The organism is Sulfurivermis fontis (assembly GCF_004001245.1).
Lineage (GTDB): Bacteria > Pseudomonadota > Gammaproteobacteria > Thiohalomonadales > Thiohalomonadaceae > Sulfurivermis > Sulfurivermis fontis.
This window is the reverse complement of the sequence record NZ_AP018724.1, coordinates 285041-304171: the sequence shown is the minus strand read 5'-3', so window position 1 is coordinate 304171 and position 19131 is coordinate 285041. Positions and strand designations below refer to the sequence as shown.

Annotated in this window: 16 protein-coding genes; 7 read left to right on the top strand and 9 right to left on the bottom strand. The window is 66.1% G+C overall.

Annotated features, from left to right (window positions below; genetic code table 11):
• Positions 1–11 precede the first annotated feature (11 nt).
• The 4 genes from dapF to EP379_RS01530 all read left to right on the top strand — a co-directional run bounded on the left by dapF (position 12) and on the right by EP379_RS01530 (position 2893).
• A complete protein-coding gene (gene dapF / locus EP379_RS01545; RefSeq protein WP_127475077.1) occupies positions 12–842 on the top strand; it encodes a diaminopimelate epimerase in 831 nt (276 codons plus the stop codon).
• Positions 839–1504 (top strand): DUF484 family protein, encoded by a 666-nt coding sequence (locus tag EP379_RS01540; RefSeq protein WP_172600343.1) that lies wholly within the window; start codon positions 839–841, stop codon positions 1502–1504. The genes dapF and EP379_RS01540 overlap by 4 nt, the downstream gene beginning before the upstream one ends.
• 4 nt (positions 1505–1508) lie before the next feature.
• Positions 1509–2420 carry a tyrosine recombinase XerC gene (xerC, locus tag EP379_RS01535; protein WP_127475071.1) on the top strand — a complete coding sequence of 304 codons (912 nt, stop codon included), beginning with the start codon at positions 1509–1511 and terminating at the stop codon, positions 2418–2420.
• 65 nt (positions 2421–2485) lie between these two features.
• Positions 2486–2893: a flagellar basal body-associated FliL family protein gene (locus EP379_RS01530; RefSeq protein WP_127475069.1), complete on the top strand. Its 408-nt coding sequence runs from the start codon at positions 2486–2488 to the stop codon at positions 2891–2893.
• Positions 2894–2962: 69 nt separating this feature from the next.
• Here the strand turns inward: EP379_RS01530 and EP379_RS01525 are convergent, their stop codons facing one another.
• The 9 genes from EP379_RS01525 to aroB all read right to left on the bottom strand — a co-directional run bounded on the left by EP379_RS01525 (position 2963) and on the right by aroB (position 16708).
• Positions 2963–3709, bottom strand: coding sequence for a rhodanese-like domain-containing protein (locus EP379_RS01525; RefSeq protein WP_197722834.1), 747 nt, complete (start codon positions 3707–3709; stop codon positions 2963–2965).
• A gap of 25 nt (positions 3710–3734) precedes the next feature.
• Positions 3735–4136, bottom strand: a complete 402-nt coding sequence (locus tag EP379_RS01520; RefSeq protein WP_127475066.1) for a hypothetical protein — start codon at positions 4134–4136, stop codon at positions 3735–3737.
• A 138-nt stretch (positions 4137–4274) separates the two neighbouring features.
• The gene (gene hemE, locus EP379_RS01515) at positions 4275–5339 is read right to left on the bottom strand and encodes a uroporphyrinogen decarboxylase (protein WP_127475064.1); all 1065 of its coding nucleotides are present in this window, start codon (positions 5337–5339) and stop codon (positions 4275–4277) included.
• Positions 5340–5616: 277 nt separating this feature from the next.
• Positions 5617–7023, bottom strand: a complete 1407-nt coding sequence (locus EP379_RS01510; RefSeq protein WP_127475062.1) for a glutamate synthase subunit beta — start codon at positions 7021–7023, stop codon at positions 5617–5619.
• Positions 7024–7047: 24 nt separating this feature from the next.
• Positions 7048–11535 carry a glutamate synthase large subunit gene (gene gltB, locus EP379_RS01505; protein ID WP_127478791.1) on the bottom strand — a complete coding sequence of 1496 codons (4488 nt, stop codon included), beginning with the start codon at positions 11533–11535 and terminating at the stop codon, positions 7048–7050.
• A gap of 257 nt (positions 11536–11792) precedes the next feature.
• Positions 11793–13733: an AAA family ATPase gene (locus EP379_RS01500; RefSeq protein WP_127475060.1), complete on the bottom strand. Its 1941-nt coding sequence runs from the start codon at positions 13731–13733 to the stop codon at positions 11793–11795.
• On the bottom strand, positions 13730–13984 hold the full coding sequence (locus EP379_RS01495; protein ID WP_127475058.1) for a WGR domain-containing protein: 255 nt from the start codon (positions 13982–13984) through the stop codon (positions 13730–13732). Before EP379_RS01495 ends, EP379_RS01500 begins: the two co-directional genes overlap by 4 nt.
• Before the next feature lie 288 nt (positions 13985–14272).
• Positions 14273–15424 carry a deoxyguanosinetriphosphate triphosphohydrolase gene (locus EP379_RS01490; protein ID WP_127475056.1) on the bottom strand — a complete coding sequence of 384 codons (1152 nt, stop codon included), beginning with the start codon at positions 15422–15424 and terminating at the stop codon, positions 14273–14275.
• Positions 15425–15622: 198 nt separating this feature from the next.
• The gene (aroB, locus tag EP379_RS01485; protein WP_127475053.1) at positions 15623–16708 is read right to left on the bottom strand and encodes a 3-dehydroquinate synthase; all 1086 of its coding nucleotides are present in this window, start codon (positions 16706–16708) and stop codon (positions 15623–15625) included.
• A gap of 254 nt (positions 16709–16962) precedes the next feature.
• On the opposite strand from aroB, the gene EP379_RS01480 reads away from it, so the two are divergent.
• From EP379_RS01480 to EP379_RS01470, 3 genes are all read left to right on the top strand, one after another.
• Entirely contained in the window at positions 16963–17316 is a 354-nt protein-coding gene (locus EP379_RS01480; RefSeq protein WP_127475051.1) for a metalloregulator ArsR/SmtB family transcription factor, read from the top strand.
• A 160-nt stretch (positions 17317–17476) separates the two neighbouring features.
• Complete coding sequence (arsC, locus tag EP379_RS01475; protein ID WP_127475049.1) at positions 17477–17908, top strand: arsenate reductase (thioredoxin); 432 nt, start codon at positions 17477–17479, stop codon at positions 17906–17908.
• A 180-nt stretch (positions 17909–18088) separates the two neighbouring features.
• Positions 18089–19021 (top strand): MBL fold metallo-hydrolase, encoded by a 933-nt coding sequence (locus EP379_RS01470; protein WP_232023951.1) that lies wholly within the window; start codon positions 18089–18091, stop codon positions 19019–19021.
• Positions 19022–19131 lie beyond the last annotated feature (110 nt).

The following is a 19131-nucleotide window of genomic DNA, read 5'->3' as shown; positions in this document are numbered from 1 at the left end:
CCTGAATCGCCATGCACCTTCCCTTCGTCAAGATGCACGGTCTGGGCAATGACTTCGTGGTCATCGACGCCTATCGCCGCGACGTCCGGCTCAACAGCGCACAGGTACGCTTCCTCGCCGACCGCCGTTTCGGTATCGGCTGCGATCAGGTGCTGCTGGTGGAGAAACCCACGCAGAACGGCGTCGACTTCCGCTACCGCATCTTCAATGCCGACGGCGGCGAAGTGGAGCAGTGCGGTAACGGCGCGCGCTGCTTCGCCCGTTTCGTGCGCGACGAGGGCCTCACCACCAAGGACACCATCGTGGTGGAAACCGCCTCCGGCGTGATCACCCTCTACGTGGAGGCCAACGGCGAGGTTCGCGTCAACATGGGCGCGCCGCGCTTCGAGCCGCAGCAAATTCCGTTCACCGCCGACGCCGAGGCGGACAAATACCCGCTGGAAGTCGGCGGCGAACCACTCGCCATCGGCGCCGTCTCCATGGGCAATCCCCATGCCGTGCTGCGCGTGGAAGACATCGCCACGGCCGAGGTGGAACGGCTCGGACCGCTGCTGGAATCACACCCGCGTTTTCCGCACCGGGTCAACGTCGGCTTCATGCAGATCGTCGACCGCCGCCATATCCGCCTGCGCGTGTTCGAGCGCGGCGCCGGCGAGACCCTGGCCTGCGGCACCGGGGCCTGCGCAGCGGTCGCCGTGGGACGGCGCTGGGGCGAGCTGGATGACACGGTGCGCGTCGACCTGCCGGGCGGCAGCCTCACCATACACTGGGACGGCGGTAACCAGCCGCTGTGGATGACGGGACCGGCGACACGGGTATTTCAGGGGGAAATCGAACTGTGAGCACACAGCCGGATATCGACAGTAGCGTATTGAGCGACGCCAGCGTCGCCGACTACCTGCGCCGCCACCCCGACTTCTTTCTGCGCCACGACTATCTGCTCACCGACCTGGAACTGCCCCACGATGCCAAGGGTGCGGTATCCCTCATCGAGCGCCAGGTGGCGGTACTGCGCGAGCAGCGCCAGGAGCTCAAGCGCAAGCTGCAGCAGCTGACCCAGACGGCACGCGACAACGAGCACCTGCTGGAACGCATCGAGCAGTTGATCCTCGGCCTGCTGGAGGCACGCGGCAGCGAGGCGCTGCTGCGCCGCCTGCGTGACGGGCTGCGCGAGGACTTCCATGCCGACGCGGTGGAACTGAAACTGTTCGGTACCGACAGCGCACGGGAGCGGGAACTCTTCACCCGGGTCATCGAGCGCGGCGAACCGGTGTGCGGCCACATCGCGCCGCCACAAGCGCAATATCTGTTTGGCAAGGCGGCGGATGAGCTGGCCTCCGGCGCGGTGATCCCGTTGTTTGCGGCAGAGTCGCAACAGTGCCTCGGCGTGCTCGGCATCGGCAGCATCGATCCGCGCCGCTTCCACGCCGAAATGGGCACCACCTTTCTGCGCTATCTCGGCGCCGTGGTGGCGCGCCTGCTGCGTCCGGCGGCATCGGGCTAGTCCGATGCAGGAAGCGGCGCTGAACTGGCTCGAGCGCTACGCGCAGCATCTGCGCCACGAGCGTCGCCTGTCGCCCCACACCCTCGACAACTACCTGCGCGACCTGCGCCATTTGAGCGAATTCTGCGACCGTCAGGGCATCGCTGACTGGGGCGCCCTGCAGGCACCGCAGATACGCGCCTACGTCGCCTGGCGCCACCGCTCCGGCATCGGCGGCAGCAGCCTGCAGCGCGAGCTGTCCGCCATCCGCAGCTTCTTCAACTATCTGCTGCGCGAGGGCATCACCGGCCACAACCCGGCGCTGGACATCCCGGCCCCCAAGAGTCCCCGTACCCTGCCGCAGACCCTCGACGTGGATCAGACGGCGCGCCTGCTGGAGATCCCGGGTGACGACGACGATGCCGTGCGCGACCGCGCCATCATGGAGTTGATGTACTCCTCCGGTCTGCGTCTCGCCGAGCTGGTCGGTCTCGACTGCAACGATGTCGACATGAGCGACGCCACCGTGCGCGTCACCGGCAAGGGCGCCAAGACCCGTGTGCTGCCGGTCGGCCGCAAGGCCCTGGCGGCGCTGCAGGACTGGCTGCAACGCCGCCACCTGCAGAAGGGGGCCGCCGGTACCACCGCCCTGTTTCTCGGCCGTGGCGGCAAGCGCATCGCCGCCCGCACCGTGCAGGAGCGGCTGCGCCGCCACGCCCTCGCCCAGGGCCTGGCGGTGCCGGTGCATCCACACATGCTGCGCCACTCCTTCGCCAGCCATGTGCTGGAGTCCAGCGGCGACCTGCGCGCGGTACAGGAACTGCTCGGCCACGCCAACATCGCCACCACACAGATCTATACCCACCTCGATTTCCAGCACCTCGCCAAGGTCTACGACGCCGCCCATCCGCGTGCACGACGCAAAAAAGACGCATAGCCGTGTCTCGCAGCTGTCATGCGTTCATGGCATCATAGGCAGCCCCACCCAACCGATTGCATGCAATGAAACGACTGCTTTCCGCCCTGCTACTGTGTACCTCCCTCGCTTCATCGGCCGTGCTGGCCTCCGGCGGAGGCGGCGCCCCTGCCGGCCCCTACCTGGCGCTGGAACCGGCCATCGTGGTCAACCTGCGCAGTGAAGGGCGTGTGCGCTTCATGCAGGTGAAGGTGCAGGCCATGAGCCGTGATCCTGCCGTACTGAGCGCCCTGAAGGAACACACCGGACCGGTGCGACATGCCCTCATCACCCTGTTATCGGCGCAGAGCGTGGAGCAGATGTACGACGTGCAAGCGCGCGAACAGGTACGCCTGCAGGCGCTGGAGGAACTGCGCAGCGTGCTGGAAACCCATGCTGGCCTGAAGCGCGAAGCGTTGGAGGCGATCTACTTCACCGATTTCGTCATCCAGTAGCAATCGGCCACCCGCAAACACAAAGGCCGGGGCGACCCGGCCTTTGTGTTTGCGATGCTGACAGCGCGCTTATTCGCCGCCGCTCACTTCAAACATCACGCTGGCCGGATCAGGCACCACGGTGGGGAAACCGAGCACCTTCCACATCTGCATGCCGCCGCGATAGTAGTGGATACGCTCCTTGGGATAGCCCAGGTTCACCAGATTCTTGATGGCGCGCGGCGACTGGCCGCACCAAGGACCGTTGCACCACAACAGTACCTCCTTGGCGTTGGTGAAATCCCAGTAGGCGGTCTTGTCCTTGCCGAACCAGTCACCGAAGTTGCGCTCCAGGGAACGCTGGAGACCACCGACATTGGGTCGGCGCACGGCACCGAGCAACTTGAAGGCCTTTTCCACATCCGCCGCCGTGGGAATTTCGCCGAACACGGTGAAGGGAATGTTTATCGAACCCGGAATGGTGCCCGCCAGATACCACGACGGCAGGCGCGAATCGATCAGCACGCCCTTGCCGGTATTGACGAACTTCTCCATGAAATCCAGCACCTCCAGCTCGCCCACGGCGTGGATGCCGGGCAGCGGCACGTTGGGCTGCAGGCAGAAGGGCGGACACTTGCGCGAGGTCTTGCCCCAAGCGGGGTCGACGATGTGATTGGGATCCTGCTCACGCTGGATCACGAAGGGCTTGCCGTGATGCTGCACGGTTACCGTTTCCTTGCTCTCGGTGATCTTCACCTCCAGCGCCTGCGCATTGCCTGCCAGCGCGCTCAGCAGCGCCACCACGCCTGTACCCAGCAATACTCGCATCTTTGCCATCCTCTTTCCCCTGACCTCTGGTCTGCTATTTCTTCAGCAGGTTGGTCGTCGTATCCCGAATGTGGGAGATCTGGGCATTAGCCTTGTACTCTTCGTAGACCTTGGCCTTGTCGGCATCGGTCAATTTGTTATAGAACACGAAGGTACCGAAGTAACTGCTCTTCAGAGCCGCCTCGAACTGTTCCTGCGACAGATTGACCGGCAGCTCTTCTGCCAGCCCCTGACCCGAAGCGGACCAGGCCTGCGGCTTGCTGTCGGCCGCCGCGGCAGGCGGCTGTGCCGCCGCCCCGGCGGCCTCGCCACTGGTGATCGCCTGGGTTTCCGCCTGCAGCGCCTTGAGATAGGCGTCATCCGCGCCGTGGGCATTGGCAACCATTGCGATGCCGGCCAGCAACACCAGCAGTTGCCTCGCCGCGATCATCCGCATGTTCGCCCCCTCCCTTTTTATGTGAATGGCTTAACACTAAAGCCAGCCGGGTCTCTGCGCAATATTATTAGTAAACGGCTAAATGCTTAAATGCATCCTATCCATATTGTTGCCGCGTGCAGTGCCACGCCTACCCGTCTATTGATGGTACGGCGTACTCAACTGGTGCACGGCTTCGACGAAGGCCGCGGCATGTTCCGGGTTCACATGCTGGTGGATACCGTGTCCGAGGTTGAACACGTGACCGCTGCCCTTGCCGTAGGCGGCGAGGATCGCCGCCACCTCGGCACGGATACGCTCGGGCGAGGCATAGAGCACGCAGGGGTCCATGTTGCCCTGCAAGGCCACCTTGTCGCCGACGCGGGCACGCGCGGCACCGATATCCACGGTCCAGTCCAGCCCCAGCGCGTCGGCACCGGCCCCGGCCATCGCCTCCAGCCACTGGCCGCCGCCCTTGGTGAACAGCACCACCGGCACCTTGCGGCCGTCGGCCTCGCGCTTGAGGCCGGCGACGATCTGCGCCATGTAGCGCAGGGAGAATTCCTGGTAATCGCGCGGCGTGAGCGCGCCGCCCCAGGTATCGAAGATCATCAGCGCCTGGGCGCCGGCGTCGACCTGGGCGTTGAGATACTGCGTCAGCGCCTGCGCGGTCACGTCGAGCAGCTGGTGCATCAGGGCCGGCTGGTCGTACAGCATGCCCTTCACCCTGGCGAACTCCTTGGAGGAACCACCCTCCACCATGTAGGTGGCCAGCGTCCACGGACTGCCGGAAAAACCGATCAGCGGCACGCGGCCGTCCAGCTCGCGGCGGATGGTGCGCACCGCATCCATCACATACTTCAGCTCGCCTTCCGGATCGGGCACGAACAGCCTGTCGACATCGGACGCCGTGCGCACCGGGCGATCGAAGATCGGCCCCTCGCCCTCGGCGAAGCGCAGGCCGAGCCCCATGGCATCGGGCACGGTGAGGATATCGGAAAACAGGATGGCGGCGTCGAGGGGGAAACGATCGAGCGGCTGGAGGGTGACCTCGCAGGCCAGCTCCGGGTTCTTGCACAGTTCCATGAAGCTGCCGGCCTTGGCGCGGGTGGCGCGGTACTCCGGCAGGTAACGCCCGGCCTGGCGCATCATCCACACCGGGGTCACGTCCACCGGCTCTTTGAGCAGGGCGCGCAGGAAACGATCGTTCTTCAGTTCAGTCATGAAAAAGCCTTCAGCGCAAAGACGCAAAGGACGCAAAGGACGCAAAGAGAAATCTTTGCCTGATGGCTTTTCCCGGGAATCGCGTTACCCGCCACTCCAAACAACATCAATACCTTTGCGTTCTTTGCGTCCGTTGCGCCTTTGCGTTGGATGTTATGTTTTCAGACCCGTCTTGCCGCTTGCCGCCATCGCACGGCATAACCGGGCGCCGACGATGGCGGGGACGCAATTATCACCTTTGCGACCTTCGCGTCTTTGCGTTTAACGCCGTTCGCCTTTAAACCGCCAGATAATCCAGGATGCCTTCGGCGGCCTGGCGGCCTTCCCAGACGGCGGTGACCACCAGGTCGGAGCCGCGCACCATGTCGCCGCCGGCGAACACCTTGGCGTTGCTGGTCTGGTACTTGTACTGGCCGTTGGCCGGTGCCTTGACCCGGCCGCGCTCGTCCACCTCGATACCGTGCTGGGCGAACCAGGGCTGCGGGTTGGGGCGGAAACCGAAAGCGATCAGCACGCGGTCGGCAGGGATGATCTCCTCCGAGCCTGCCACCACCTGCGGCGTGCGGCGGCCGCGCGCATCGGGCGGGCCCATCTCGGTGGTCACCACCTTGACGCCCTCGACGTGATCCTCGCCGACGATCTCCACCGGTTGGCGGTTCCACAGGAACTGCACGCCCTCTTCCCTGGCGTTGGCCACCTCGCGCTTGGAACCGGGCATGTTGGCCTCGTCGCGGCGGTAGGCGCAGGTGACGCTCTTGGCGCCCTGGCGGATGGAGGTGCGGTTGCAGTCCATGGCGGTATCGCCGCCGCCCAGCACGACGACACGCTGGCCCTTCATGTTGATGTAATCGGCCGGGCTCTTCTCGTAGCCGTGGCAGTGGTTGACGTTGGCGATGAGGAAGTCCAGCGCGGCGTGCACGCCGGGCAGGTCCTCACCGGGGAAGCCGCCCTTCATGTAGTTGTAAGTGCCCATGCCGAGGAATACGGCATCGTATTCAGCCAGCAGCGCCTCGAAGCTCACATCCTTGCCCACCTCGACGCCGAGACGGAACTCGATGCCCATGCCTTCCATCACCTCGCGGCGACGCTTGACGATGGTCTTCTCCAGCTTGAATTCGGGGATACCGAAGGTGAGCAGGCCGCCGATCTCCGGGTGACGGTCGTACACCACCGCCTTGACGCCGTTGCGCGCCAGCACGTCGGCGCAGCCGAGGCCGGCGGGACCGGCTCCGACCACCGCCACGCGCTTGCCGCTGTCCTTGACACGCGACAGGTCCGGGCGCCAGCCCTGGGCGAAGGCGGTATCGGAGATGTAACGTTCCACCGCGCCGATGGTCACCGCACCGAAGCCGTCGTTCAGGGTGCAGGCGCCCTCGCACAGGCGGTCCTGCGGACAGACGCGGCCGCAGATCTCCGGCAGCGAGTTGGTGCGGTGCGACAGCTCGGCCGCCTCGGTGATATTGCCTTCCGCCACCAGCTTGAGCCAGTGCGGGATGTAGTTGTGCACCGGGCACTTCCACGAGCAGTACGGATTGCCGCAGGCCAGACAGCGGTCGGCCTGGGAAGCCGCAGCGTCCTTGTCGAACTGACCGTAGATCTCGGCGTATTCCTTGATGCGCACCTCGACGGCCTTCTTCTCCGGATCGATGCGCGGCACTTGCAGAAATTGGAAAACGTTACCCATGACTATTCGTTAATCCCGTATCAGTTACGCCGCGCTCAACAGCGTGCCCAGCAGGCTGTCGATCTCCGAGGCCTTGGGCTTCACCAGCCAGAACTTGCCCACCATGTCGGCGAAGTTGTCGAGGATGTGCTGACCCCAGGCGCTGCCGGTTTCGGCCACGAAGGACTCGATCATCTGGCGCAGATGGGCGCGGTGGGCCTCGGTCTTCTCGGTGCCGACGCGATGGATGTCGATCAGTTCGTGGTTGTAGCGATCGACGAAGCCGTTATCGAGATCCAGCACGTAGGCGAAGCCGCCGGTCATGCCGGCGCCGAAGTTGAGGCCGGTCTGGCCCAGTACCGCCACCACACCGCCGGTCATGTATTCGCAGCCATGATCGCCGACGCCTTCCACCACCGCATGGGCGCCGGAGTTGCGCACGGCGAAGCGCTCGCCGGCCAGGCCGGCGGCGTACAGCGTGCCGCCGGTGGCGCCGTACAGGCAGGTGTTGCCGATGATGCTGGTTTCCTGCGTCTTGAACACGCTGCCCCTGGGCGGGTAGATCACCAGCTTGCCGCCGGCCATGCCCTTGCCGACGTAGTCGTTGGCATCGCCCTCCAGCACCATGTGGAGGCCGCCGGCGTTCCACACGCCGAAGCTCTGGCCGGCGGTGCCGGTGAGGCGCAGGGTGATGGGGGCGTCGCTCATGCCCAGATTGCCGTAACGTCTGGCGATCTCGCCGGACAGGCGCGCGCCGATGGAACGATTGACGTTCTTCACCGCGTAATGGAACTCGCCGCCCGTCTTGCCTTCAATGGCGGGCAGGCAGTCGCGCACCATCTGCTCGGCCAGCTCCGCCTTGTCGAAGGGCTGGTTCTTCGGCGCGGTGCAGAAGCGCGGCTTGTCCGCCGGCACGCCGCCGTCGGACAGCAGCGGCTGCAGGTTCAGGCGCTGCTGCTTGGGGGTGGTGCCCTGCATGATCTCCAGCAGGTCGGTGCGGCCGATGAGTTCTTCCATGGTGCGCACGCCGAGCCGGGCCATCCACTCGCGCGTCTCGCGGGCGATGAACTTGAAGTAGTTCATCACCATCTCGGGCAGGCCGATGAAGTGCTCGGAGCGCAGCACCTTGTCCTGGGTGGCGACGCCGGTGGCGCAGTTGTTCAGATGACAGATGCGCAGGAACTTGCAGCCCAGTGCCACCATCGGGCCGGTACCGAAGCCGAAGCTCTCGGCGCCGAGCATCGCCGCCTTGACCACGTCGAGGCCGGTCTTCAGGCCGCCGTCGGTCTGCACCCGCACCTTGTCGCGCAGGTCGTTGGCACGCAGGATCTGGTGGGTCTCGGTCATGCCCAGCTCCCACGGCGAACCGGCGTACTTCACCGAGGCCAGCGGGCTGGCGCCGGTGCCGCCGTCGTAGCCGGAGATGGTGATCAGGTCGGCATAGGCCTTGGCCACGCCGGCGGCGATGGTGCCGACACCGGCCTCGGCCACCAGCTTCACCGACACCAGCGCCTGCGGATTGACCTGCTTGAGATCGAAAATCAGCTGCGCCAGGTCCTCGATGGAGTAGATGTCGTGATGCGGCGGCGGCGAGATCAGCGCCACACCGGGCATGGCGTAGCGCAGCTTGGCGATCAGCTTGTCCACCTTGTCGCCGGGCAGCTGGCCGCCCTCGCCGGGCTTGGCGCCCTGGGCGATCTTGATCTGCAGCACCTCGGCATTGACCAGGTAGTGCGGGGTGACGCCGAAGCGGCCGGAGGCCACCTGCTTGATCTTCGACATCTTCTCGGTGCCGTAGCGCGCCGGGTCTTCACCCCCCTCGCCGGAGTTGGAACGGCCGCCGAGGCGGTTCATCGCCGTGGCCAGCGCCTCGTGCGCCTCGGGCGACAGCGCACCCAGCGACATGCCGGCGGAGTCGAAGCGCTTCAGGATCGCCTCTTCCGATTCCACCTCGTCGATGGGGATCGGCTTGAGGTCGCCGCGCAGCTTGAGCAGGTCGCGCAGCATCGCCACCGGGCGTTCGTTCACATGGCGGGCGTATTCCAGGTAATCCTCGTACTTGCCGCTGCGCACCGCCTTGTGCAGCGCCTGCACCACGTCCGGGTTGTAGGCGTGGTACTCGCCGTTGTGCAGATACTTGAGCAGGCCGCCCTGCTGGATCGGCTTGCGCGGATTCCACGCCTCCTTGGCCAGCAGTTGCTGATCGCTTTCCAGATCGGCGAAGTGGGTGCCGGACAGGCGGTTGGTGGTGCCCTTGAAGCACAGCTCCACCACGTCCTCGTGCAGGCCGACAGACTCGAACAGCTGCGCGCCGCGGTAACTGGCGATGGTGGAGATGCCCATCTTGGAGATGATCTTGTACAGGCCCTTGTTGATGCCCTTGCGATAGGACTCCATCAACTTGGCCGGCTCCTTGCCGCTGATCTCGTTGCTGCGCACCAGGTCGTGCAGCACTTCGTAGGCCAGGTACGGATAGACGGCGGTGGCGCCGTAACCGATCAACACCGCAAAGTGGTGCGGGTCACGCGCGGTGCCGGTCTCCACCACGATGTTGGCATCGCAGCGCAGGCCCTCCTTGATCAGGCGGTGGTGCACCGCGCCGGTGGCGAGCAGGGCATGGATCGGCAGCTTGTCCGCGGCCAGGGCACGATCGGACAGCACGATGATCACCTTGCCGGCCTTCACGGCGGCGACGGCTTGGTCGCATACGGCGGTGATGGCGGTCTTGAGGTCGGTGCCTTTGGCGTAGTTCAGATCGATGCGCGCATGGGCGTAATCGGCGCCATCCAGGGCCAGCAGGCGGGCGAACTTGCCGCGCGACAGCACCGGCGAATCCACCAGCAGGCGGGCGGCATGCTCCGGCGTTTCCTGGAACAGATTCTTCTCGCGGCCGAAGCAGGTCTCCAGCGACATGACGATGGCTTCGCGCAGCGGGTCGATGGGCGGATTGGTGACCTGGGCGAACTGCTGGCGGAAGTAGTCGTACAGCGAGCGCACGCGGGTGGACAGCACCGCCATCGGTGTGTCGTCGCCCATGGAGCCGATGGCCTCCTGGCCGGCCTCGGCCAGCGGGCGCAGCACCTGATCGCGCTCCTCGAAGCTGACCTGGAACATCTTCTGGTGCACATCGAGCGCGTCCTGCGCCAGTTCGGCGCCGTTGGCGGCCTCGTTCAGCTCCGACTCCAGGCGCTTGACATGCGCGCTCATCCACTGCTTGTAGGGCTGACGGCCCTTGAGCATGGTGTCGACGTCCTGCGGCAGCAGCAGCTTGCAGGCGAGGGTATCCACCGCCAGCATCTGGCCCGGCTTGAGACGGCCCTTGGCCACCACGTCGGCCGGCTGGTAATCGAACACGCCGATCTCGGAGGCGAGGGTGATGATGCAGCCGCGGTAGTCGCCGCTCTCCGGAGCCTTGGCATTCTCGCCACGGGTGATCACCCAGCGCGCCGGGCGCAGGCCGTTGCGATCCAGGGTGCAGGCGGCGTGGCGGCCGTCGGTCAGCACGATGCCGGCCGGGCCGTCCCACGGCTCCATGTGCATGGAGTTGTATTCATAGAAGGCGCGCAGATCCGGGTCCATGGTCTCCACATTCTGCCAGGCGGGCGGCACCAGCAGACGCATGGCGCGGAAGATGTCCATACCGCCGGCGAGCAGCGCTTCCAGCATGTTGTCCAGGCTGTTGGAGTCGGAGCCGGTCATGGACACCAGCGGGCGCACGTCGTCCATGTTGGGGATCAGCGGCGTCTCGAACTTGTGGCCGCGCGCCACCGACCAGTAGCGGTTGCCCTGGATGGTGTTGATCTCGCCGTTGTGGGCGAGATAGCGGAACGGCTGCGCCAGGCGCCACTGCGGCCAGGTGTTGGTGGAGAAGCGCTGATGGAACACGCACAGTGCCGAGGCCAGACGCGCGTCGTTCAGATCGGTGTAGAACACCGGCAGATAGGCCGGCATCACCAGGCCCTTGTAGGACACCACGCGACTGGAGAAGCTGGGCAGATAGAACACCGGGTCAGTGGGCTCGATGGCCTTTTCGGTGCGGCGGCGCGCGATGTACAGGTGACGCTCGAAGGCGGCCTCGTCCATGCCGGCGGCGGCATTGATGAAGATCTGCTCGATGCGCGGCAGGGTCTTCAGCGCCTCGGCGCCGCAGGCGCTGCTATCGGTCGGCACCACGCGCCAGCCGGCCACCTGCAAACCTTCCTGCGCCACTTCCTGCTCCAGCTGCCGGCGCGCCTTGTCGGCCAGCGCGGCATCCTGGTTGAGGAACACCATGCCCACGGCATAGTTGTCGGTGAGGGTGAAGCCCAGCTCTGCCGCCACGGCGCGCATGAAGGCGTCGGGCTTCTTCATCAGCAGGCCGCAGCCGTCGCCGGTCTTGCCGTCGGCGGCGATGGCGCCACGGTGGGTCATGCGCGCCAGCGCCCCGATGGCGGTGTCCACCAGCCAGTGGCTGGCGGCGCCGTCCATATGAGCGATGAGGCCGAAGCCGCAGTTGTCCTTCTCGAATTCGGGGCGGTACAGCCCGCCAAGCATCTCTTGTCTGTCGTTCACGGCCACAAGTCTTAAGTGAGGTTCTCGCGGAAAACCGGGCGAAAAATGACGATTTGCCCGGACCCCGGGCAAAAAGGGTCAAGAAGTATACTGCCCTCGGGGGGGAGGTTCAATGCAAAGAAGCCATGCGGGACGGGAGGTTAGCGGGGCTTCACTCGCTGGCGGAAAAGGCGGGGGCGCAGCGACGCGCATTCGCGGACGGCACTCGAGCCCGGCACCGTACCGCGAATACGCTTCGCCTACCTGGCGACCCCGGCGTTCAGCTCGGCGTGCACGTCGGCAAAGGGGCGGATCCAGGGCGACACCCGCTTGAGCGGCGCCGGCAGGGCGGCCACGGCACGCTCGGCGGCGGCACGCTCGGCGAAATTGCCCCAGAACAGCACGAACCAGGGCTTGCCGTCGCGCTGCACGGTGATCAGGGCGATATCACCACGCACATCGTAGCCGCGCAGATGGGCACGCACCGCCTCCTCCGTGCCGGCCCCCACCAGTTGCACAGTGAAATGGCGCGGCGCCTGCGCCCGCAACCAGGCGGCATCACGGAACCCGGCCACGGCCGGCTGGGCCGCTGCCGGCGCCGGGGCGGCGGCAGGGAGGGCTGCGGGTGCAGCCGCCGCCTTGACCGGCGCGGCGACCTTGAACTGGAACGGTGCCGAGGCCCGGCCATCGGCCCCGGCCACCACCACCGACCAGGTATCCGGGGTGGTGCCGGTGGTGACGGTGATGGCGATGCGTTCGCCGTCCAGCACCCGGACCTGCCCGGCCGCCAGGGTCTTGCGCCGGCCGCGCCAGCTCACGGTGACCCGGCTGTCCGGCGTGAAATGCCTGCCGTGCAGGGTCAGGGTCTGCGCCTGGCGGCTGCCCGGGGCCGGGTCCGGCTCGACCCGCTCGATGACGGGTGTCGGCACAGCGGGAACCGCTTCCACCGGGACGGCGGGTTCGGCCGCAGCGGGCGGTTCGACGGGGGCGGACGGGGCCACAGGCTCGGCGACCGGCGCCTCCACCGGCGGCGCGGTGCCCGGCTCCGTGGGTGCGGGTTCAGGGGCGGGCTCCGCGGGAACGGTCATCGCTGCAACGGGGGCCGCAGGTGCGGCCGGCGGCTCAGCGACGGGGGCCACTTCACGCAGCATCGGCTGCGGCAACGGCCGGGGGGATTCGGCGACCGTCGGTGCCAGGCAGGTGATCTGTACCGTCTCGCCGCTGCGCACCGTCAGCGCCGACGGCGCCGCCCCCGTCGGTTCGGCATAGCGCACGATGGGCCGTTCCGGCGCCGCCGCCACCGGCGACGGAGGCGGAGTGACGCCGGCCGGCGGTACATGGTCCCCGCCGGAGAACTGCAGCCAGGTACCGGCAGCGGCCGCCACCGCCAGTGCGGCGACGACATAGGGCCAGGGAATGCTGCTGCCACTGCGTTTGCTCATCAGAACCTCATGGGCCTGTAGGTTGATGCCGCCGGGCCAGCCCAGCGACTGCTTGTGGATGCGCTTCAGGTCGCGCGGCAGGAACAGCGGTCCGCCGGCGAAACCGGCGGTGGCCAGACGGTGTTGCAGATAGGCGATGGTCTGCGCCTCGTCCAGCGGTTTGAGGTCGAGGCGGTGCGGGCGCGGTCCGGAGGCGAAGCGGGCGCTGTCGAAACGCGGCAGGATGGCGCTGTCGGCGAACAGGATGACGCGCACCAGCTTGCCGTGCTCGCCGGGCAGTTCGGCCAGGCGCACCACGATCTCCAGGGCGTCGTCGGACAGCCGGTCGGCATCGTCCACCACCAGCACCGGCGTCATGGTCTGCTGCAGGCGGTTGAGGTGTTCCTGCAACGCACCGAGCAGGGCGTCGGAAGCAACACCATCGGTGTGCAGACCGAAGCAACGGGCGGCGGCGAGAAACAACTGGCCCGGGTCGGGCGTTTCGGTGGCGCTGACGCGGCACACCTTCCAGTCCTCGTCGGCGCGCGTCAGGTACTGCTCCAGCAGGGTACTCTTGCCACTGCCGGCCGGCCCCGTCACCAGCAACAGCTCCTCGCTGTACTGGGTCAGGTGTTGCAGCATGTTGAGGGTTTGCGCGCGCTCGGGGTCGGCGTAGAAGAAACGGGCACCGTTGGCGAAGGGGCTCTCGCGCAGTTTGTAACGGGAAAGATAGGGCGGGGCAGCCAGCGGGTCCTTGTTACGGCGTAGGGCCCGCATCATCTGGGTCGCTCCTCACCCTGCATGAACATCACGCGATATCCCCGTTTGAGCTGCGCATCACGCCCGCTGATGATGGCGGACTCGGCCGCCTCCCGGGTCGCGAAATGGTCGCGCACCATGCGCCCGGAAGCCCCCTGGAAACCCCATTCACGCACCACGTTCCAGCCACCGAGCAGGTCTTCCTGCAGAAACAGGTGGTAGTAGCGCGGCGGGCTGTCATCGGTGACGGGTGTCTGCATGTAGATACGCATGTGCCGATGACGCGGGTTCCCTGTGTGTTGTTATGTCAGCCCCCGCAAGGGCTGCCCGTGATTGGGCGAAAGTATGCCGCCAAGACGCTGATTTCTCAAGGTAGAAACGCCAATAAGCGCACAAGATGTGGTGCTGCGGAGGGATGGTGACCACCAAAAGGTGTGTTGGTGGGCGCTCGCTTCACAAACCAGGGGGAGCGACGGGCTCGCCCCGTAGCAGCGTTTATCCGCTACAGCCAGGGCGCCGCGGGTTCGCCCCGCGTAACCCCTCGTATCTCGTGCCTTCCGTCATGTCAGCTCGGTGGGCGTGAACAGCTTGCCGTGTTCGGCGATGGCGTAGCGGTCGGTCATGCCGGCGATGTAGTCGGCCACGGCGCGGGCGCGGCCGGCGGGGCCGTGCCGCTGTTCCAGCACGGCGACGTTGTGCTGGTGCGGCACCGGCAGCAGGCGCGGGTCGTCGAAGATGGCGCCGAACAGGTCACGCACGATGCGCTGCGACTTCACCGTCATGCGGTGCACGCGGTAGTGCTGGTAGAGATTGACGCGCAGGAAGCGCTTGAGGGTCTGGTGCTGCTGCTGCATCGCCTCGCTGAAGCGCAGCAGCGGCTCGCTTTGGGCACGCACCGCGTCGATATCGGCCGGGGCGGCCTCGTCGATGAGACGGCGGCTGGTCTCCAGCAGGTCCACCACCTGGCGGTTGATCATGCGGCGGATGATTTCGTGGATCAGGCGGCGGCCGTCGAGGTCGGGGTAGGCCTGGCGCACGGCGGCATGCTGCGCCGCGAACAGCTCCACCTCGCACAGCTGCTCCACCGTCAGCAGCCCCGCGCGCAGGCCGTCGTCCACGTCGTGATTGTTGTAGGCGATGGCATCGGCGATGTTGGCGATCTGCGCCTCCAGGCTGGGCTGGCCTTTCTCCAGAAAACGTTGCCCCAGTTCGCCGAGCTGGCGCGCATTTTCCAGCGAGCAATGCTTGAGGATGCCCTCGCGCGTCTCGAAGGTGAGATTGAGACCGCGGAACTCGGCATAGCGGTCCTCCAGTTCGTCCACCACGCGCAGCGATTGCAGGTTGTGCTCGAAGCCGCCGTAATCGCGCATACACTCGTTGAGGGCGTCCTGGCCGGCGTGGCCGAAGGGGGTATGGCCGAGGTCGTGGGCCAGGCTGATGGCCTCGGTAAGGTCCTCGTTCAGATGCAGCGCACGGGCGATGGCGCGGCCGATCTGCGCCACTTCGATGGAGTGGGTCAGGCGGGTGCGGAACATGTCGCCTTCGTGATTGACGAACACCTGGGTCTTGTACTCCAGGCGGCGGAAGGCGGACGAATGCACGATGCGGTCGCGGTCGCGCTGGAATTCGCTGCGGTACTGCGGGGCGGGTTCGGGGAGACGGCGGCCGCGAGAGCGGGTGCAGACGGCTGCGTAGGGGGCCAGATTGCTCATCCCGTTACCTCATGATTCGACAACAGTAGAAACGGAGGTACGAGATACAAGGGACGAGCTGCGAGGGATGAGCTCGCTACGCTCGTAGCGTATCGAAATTGGCCGTGCGCAGAGCGCACCCCTTCCTCGTATCTCGTATCTTGTCCCTCGTACCTGTCTGCTTGGTGGATGCGGTGCGCTTACCCTACCACTGATTCATCAGCTACCACTGCGGTGCAGGTCGATGCCGGCACTGATCTGTTCCGGCGTCGCGCTGTCGCTGATCACTGCCTGGCCGATGCCGCGCAGCAGAATGAGCCGCAGCTTGCCCGCCAGCACCTTCTTGTCCACCGCCATCAGTTCCAGAAAGCGGGCGGCATCCAGCTCCGCCGGCGCCTGCACCGGCAGGCCGGCGGCCTGGATCAGGTTGCGTACCCGCGCCACGTCATCGGTCGCCATCCAGCCCAGGTGCTGCGACAGCTGCGCCGCCATCACCATGCCGGCGGCGATGGCCTCGCCGTGCAGCCACTCGCCGTAACCCATGCCGGTTTCGATGGCGTGGCCGTAGGTGTGCCCCAGGTTGAGCAGGGCGCGCACGCCGCCCTCGGTCTCGTCGGCGGCGACGATGGCCGCCTTGTCGCGGCAGGAGCGTTCGATGGCATAGCTCAGCGCCTCCGGCTCGCGCGAGAGCAGCGCGTTCATGTTCTGCTCCAGCCAGGCGAAGAACTCCGGGTCGTTGATCAGGCCGTATTTGATCACCTCGGCGATGCCGGCGCGCAGCTGGCGCTCGTCCAGGGTGTTGAGGGTGTCGGTGTCGGCCAGCACACAGCGCGGCTGGTGGAAGGCGCCGATCATGTTCTTGCCGAGCGGATGGTTCACGCCGGTCTTGCCGCCCACCGAGGAGTCCACCTGCGACAGCAGGGTGGTGGGGATCTGGATGAAGGACACGCCGCGCTGGTAGCAGGCGGCGGCGAAGCCGGTCATGTCGCCCACCACGCCGCCGCCCAGGGCCACCAGGGTGCACTTGCGGTCGAAACGGTGGGACAGCAGGGCGTCGAAGATAGTGTTGACCGTTTCCAGGGTCTTGTACTGCTCGCCGTCGGGCAGGATCACCGCCTCGGTGCGGATGCCCTTGAAGGCCGCCAGGGTGCGCTCCAGGTACAGCGGCGCCACCGTCTCGTTGCTGACGATCATCACCTGCGTGCCCGTGAGGTGGGGCAATACCAGGTCGGCACGGCCCAGCAGGCCGGGGCCGATATATATGGGGTAGCTGCGCGCCCCCAGGTCGACGTGTAGGGTTTTCATGGGCGGAATAGCAAGGAAAACAGGCGGCTACTATACCGGATGGGGCCGCCCCGCCTCCAGCGCGAACGGCCAGGGACGAGGTACAAGGAGCGAGATACGAGGAAGGCGTGCGCTGCGCGCACGAAGGAAGCGCCTGTAGGAGCCGGCTCCGCGGGCGAAGTAGCGCAGCCACATGCCCCCATTCACCCCTCGTATCCCGTACCTTGGCCAAATATACGCTTGACCATATATATGCTTAGGCGTATGTTTTGCCCATGTCACTCTCCACCGAAGCCCTGTTTCGCGCCCTCGCCGACCCCACCCGCCTGCGCTGCCTGCTGCTGCTGCACCGGGAGGGCGAGCTGTGCGTGTGCGAACTGACCCACGCCCTGGGCGAGTCCCAACCCAAGATTTCCCGCCACCTGGCCCAGCTGCGCGAGGCCGGCATCGTCACCGACCGCCGCCAGGGCCTGTGGGTTTACTACCGCCTGCACCCGGAACTGCCCGCGTGGGCACGCGAAGTGTTGCGCATCACCACCGACGGCGTCGCCGGCCAGGCACCCTACGCCACCGACCGGCAGGCGCTGGCGGACATGCCCAACCGTCCCGGCGCTGCCTGTTGCGCATGAAATGCTGGAGTCCGCCAATAAACGCCAATGGACGCGAATACTTGGAGGCGCTCACCTCGCCTAGCGCACCTGGAGGGGACTGATTGGCGTCCATTCGCGTTCATTCGCGGACCCAATAGAAATCAATGATTTTCCTCCCTTAATCAATGTGGAAACAACGATGAGCAAGAAACTCAACCTGCTGTTCCTCTGCACCGGCAATTCCTGCCGCTCGCAAATCGCCGAAGGCTGGGGCAGACACTTCGGCGCCGGCCGCATCGAAGTGCAGTCCGCCGGCATCGAGGCCCATGGCAAGAACCCGCGCGCCATCAAGGTGATGGCCGAGGCCGGCATCGACATCTCCGGCCAGGAATCGACCAAGGTCACCCAGGCGATGATCGACGCCGCCGACGTGGTGGTCACCGTCTGCGGCCATGCCGACGAACACTGCCCGGCCCTGCCCGCCACCATCCGCAAGATCCACTGGCCGCTCAACGACCCGGCCAAGGCCACCGGCACGGAAGAGGAGATCATGGCCGTGTTCCGCGCCGCCCGCGACGACATCCGCGAACGCGTGCGCGCGCTGGTGGAAGAACTGGCCGGCAAGAATTAACGGCCAAAGCGTCAAACGCCAAGACGCGAAGGGTTCTGTTGTGAGGGGCCACATTGGCGATGGCGGCATGCGGACAGGCCCATCGCCCGGCGGAGCCGGGCTCCCACAACCGCACGAGAAACTTTGCGCCCTTGGCGCCCTTCGCGTCTTGGCGTTGAAGGCTTTTGACTTTGACTGTTTATGGAGATGAACCAAGTGTTCCGTGCCCTGTTGCTGCTGTGTCTGTCCCTGCCGGCCTTCGCCGGCGATTTTGCCTTGCAGACGGTGCAGGTGAACGAGCGCGTGTGGGCGCTGGTCGGCCCCATCGGGCCGCGCACCTATGACAACTACGGTCTCAACAACAACGTCGGCTTCGTGGTCACCGACGCCGGGGTGGTATTGATCGACTCCGGCTCGTCCAACCGCGGCGCGCAGCTCATCGAGCAGAGCATCGCCCGGGTAACCAAGCAACCGGTGCGCTGGGTGATCAATGTCGGCATCCAGGACCACCGCTGGCTGGGCAACGCATACTTCGCGGCGCGCGGCGCCGAAGTGATCGCCCTGCAACGCACGGTGCAGGGCCAGCGCAGCTTCGCCGCACAGCAGATGGCGGCGCTCAGGGAAACATTGCGGGACCGCTTCGACGGCACGGAAGCTTTCCACGCCCCGGCGCCGCTCGCCGGCGATCACGCGGCCTTCACCCTGGGCGGTGTGAACTTCGAGCTGCACTGGCTGGGCGGCGGCCACTTCACCGGCGATGCCGCGCTGTGGCTGCCGCAGGACAAGATCGTCTTCACCGGCGACCTGGTCTACGTCGACCGCATGCTCGGCGTGCTGCCCGACACCCGCACCGCCGCCTGGCGCGACGCCTTCCGCCGGCTGGAGCAGTTCGGCGCACAGCGCGTCGTCCCCGGTCACGGCAGCGTGTGCGACATGGCCAAGGCGCGGCGCGACACCGGCGACTATCTGGATTTTCTCACCGATGAAATCAGCGCCGCGGTGGCCGCCTGGGAACCGCTGGACGAGGTGGTGGAGCGCCTGGGCGACGCGCCGCAGTTCAAACACCTGGAACACTACGACGGCTGGCACCGCACCAACATCAGCCGCACTTACGTCGAGTTCGAGCAGCGCTAGGCCGCCATGCAAGTCAAAAGATTTCAACGCAAAGACGCGAAGAGCGCAAAGTGTCTATTGCTTATGAGGGAACCGGATCCTGCCGTGGAATGGGTATCCCGAATGCTGCA

Bases quoted from the DNA above. Each gene is read 5' to 3' on its own strand.
- dapF (WP_127475077.1), top strand. From the start codon at position 12: ATGCACCTTCCCTTCGTCAAGATGCACGGTCTGGGCAATGACTTCGTG.
- xerC (WP_127475071.1), top strand. From the start codon at position 1,509: ATGCAGGAAGCGGCGCTGAACTGGCTCGAGCGCTACGCGCAGCATCTG.
- EP379_RS01530 (WP_127475069.1), top strand. From the start codon at position 2,486: ATGAAACGACTGCTTTCCGCCCTGCTACTGTGTACCTCCCTCGCTTCA.
- EP379_RS01525 (WP_197722834.1), bottom strand. From the start codon at position 3,709: ATGGCAAAGATGCGAGTATTGCTGGGTACAGGCGTGGTGGCGCTGCTG.
- EP379_RS01520 (WP_127475066.1), bottom strand. From the start codon at position 4,136: ATGCGGATGATCGCGGCGAGGCAACTGCTGGTGTTGCTGGCCGGCATC.
- hemE (WP_127475064.1), bottom strand. From the start codon at position 5,339: ATGACTGAACTGAAGAACGATCGTTTCCTGCGCGCCCTGCTCAAAGAG.
- EP379_RS01510 (WP_127475062.1), bottom strand. From the start codon at position 7,023: ATGGGTAACGTTTTCCAATTTCTGCAAGTGCCGCGCATCGATCCGGAG.
- gltB (WP_127478791.1), bottom strand. From the start codon at position 11,535: ATGCTTGGCGGGCTGTACCGCCCCGAATTCGAGAAGGACAACTGCGGC.
- EP379_RS01500 (WP_127475060.1), bottom strand. From the start codon at position 13,733: ATGATGCGGGCCCTACGCCGTAACAAGGACCCGCTGGCTGCCCCGCCC.
- EP379_RS01495 (WP_127475058.1), bottom strand. From the start codon at position 13,984: ATGCGTATCTACATGCAGACACCCGTCACCGATGACAGCCCGCCGCGC.
- EP379_RS01490 (WP_127475056.1), bottom strand. From the start codon at position 15,424: ATGAGCAATCTGGCCCCCTACGCAGCCGTCTGCACCCGCTCTCGCGGC.
- aroB (WP_127475053.1), bottom strand. From the start codon at position 16,708: ATGAAAACCCTACACGTCGACCTGGGGGCGCGCAGCTACCCCATATAT.
- EP379_RS01480 (WP_127475051.1), top strand. From the start codon at position 16,963: ATGTCACTCTCCACCGAAGCCCTGTTTCGCGCCCTCGCCGACCCCACC.
- arsC (WP_127475049.1), top strand. From the start codon at position 17,477: ATGAGCAAGAAACTCAACCTGCTGTTCCTCTGCACCGGCAATTCCTGC.
- EP379_RS01470 (WP_232023951.1), top strand. From the start codon at position 18,089: ATGGAGATGAACCAAGTGTTCCGTGCCCTGTTGCTGCTGTGTCTGTCC.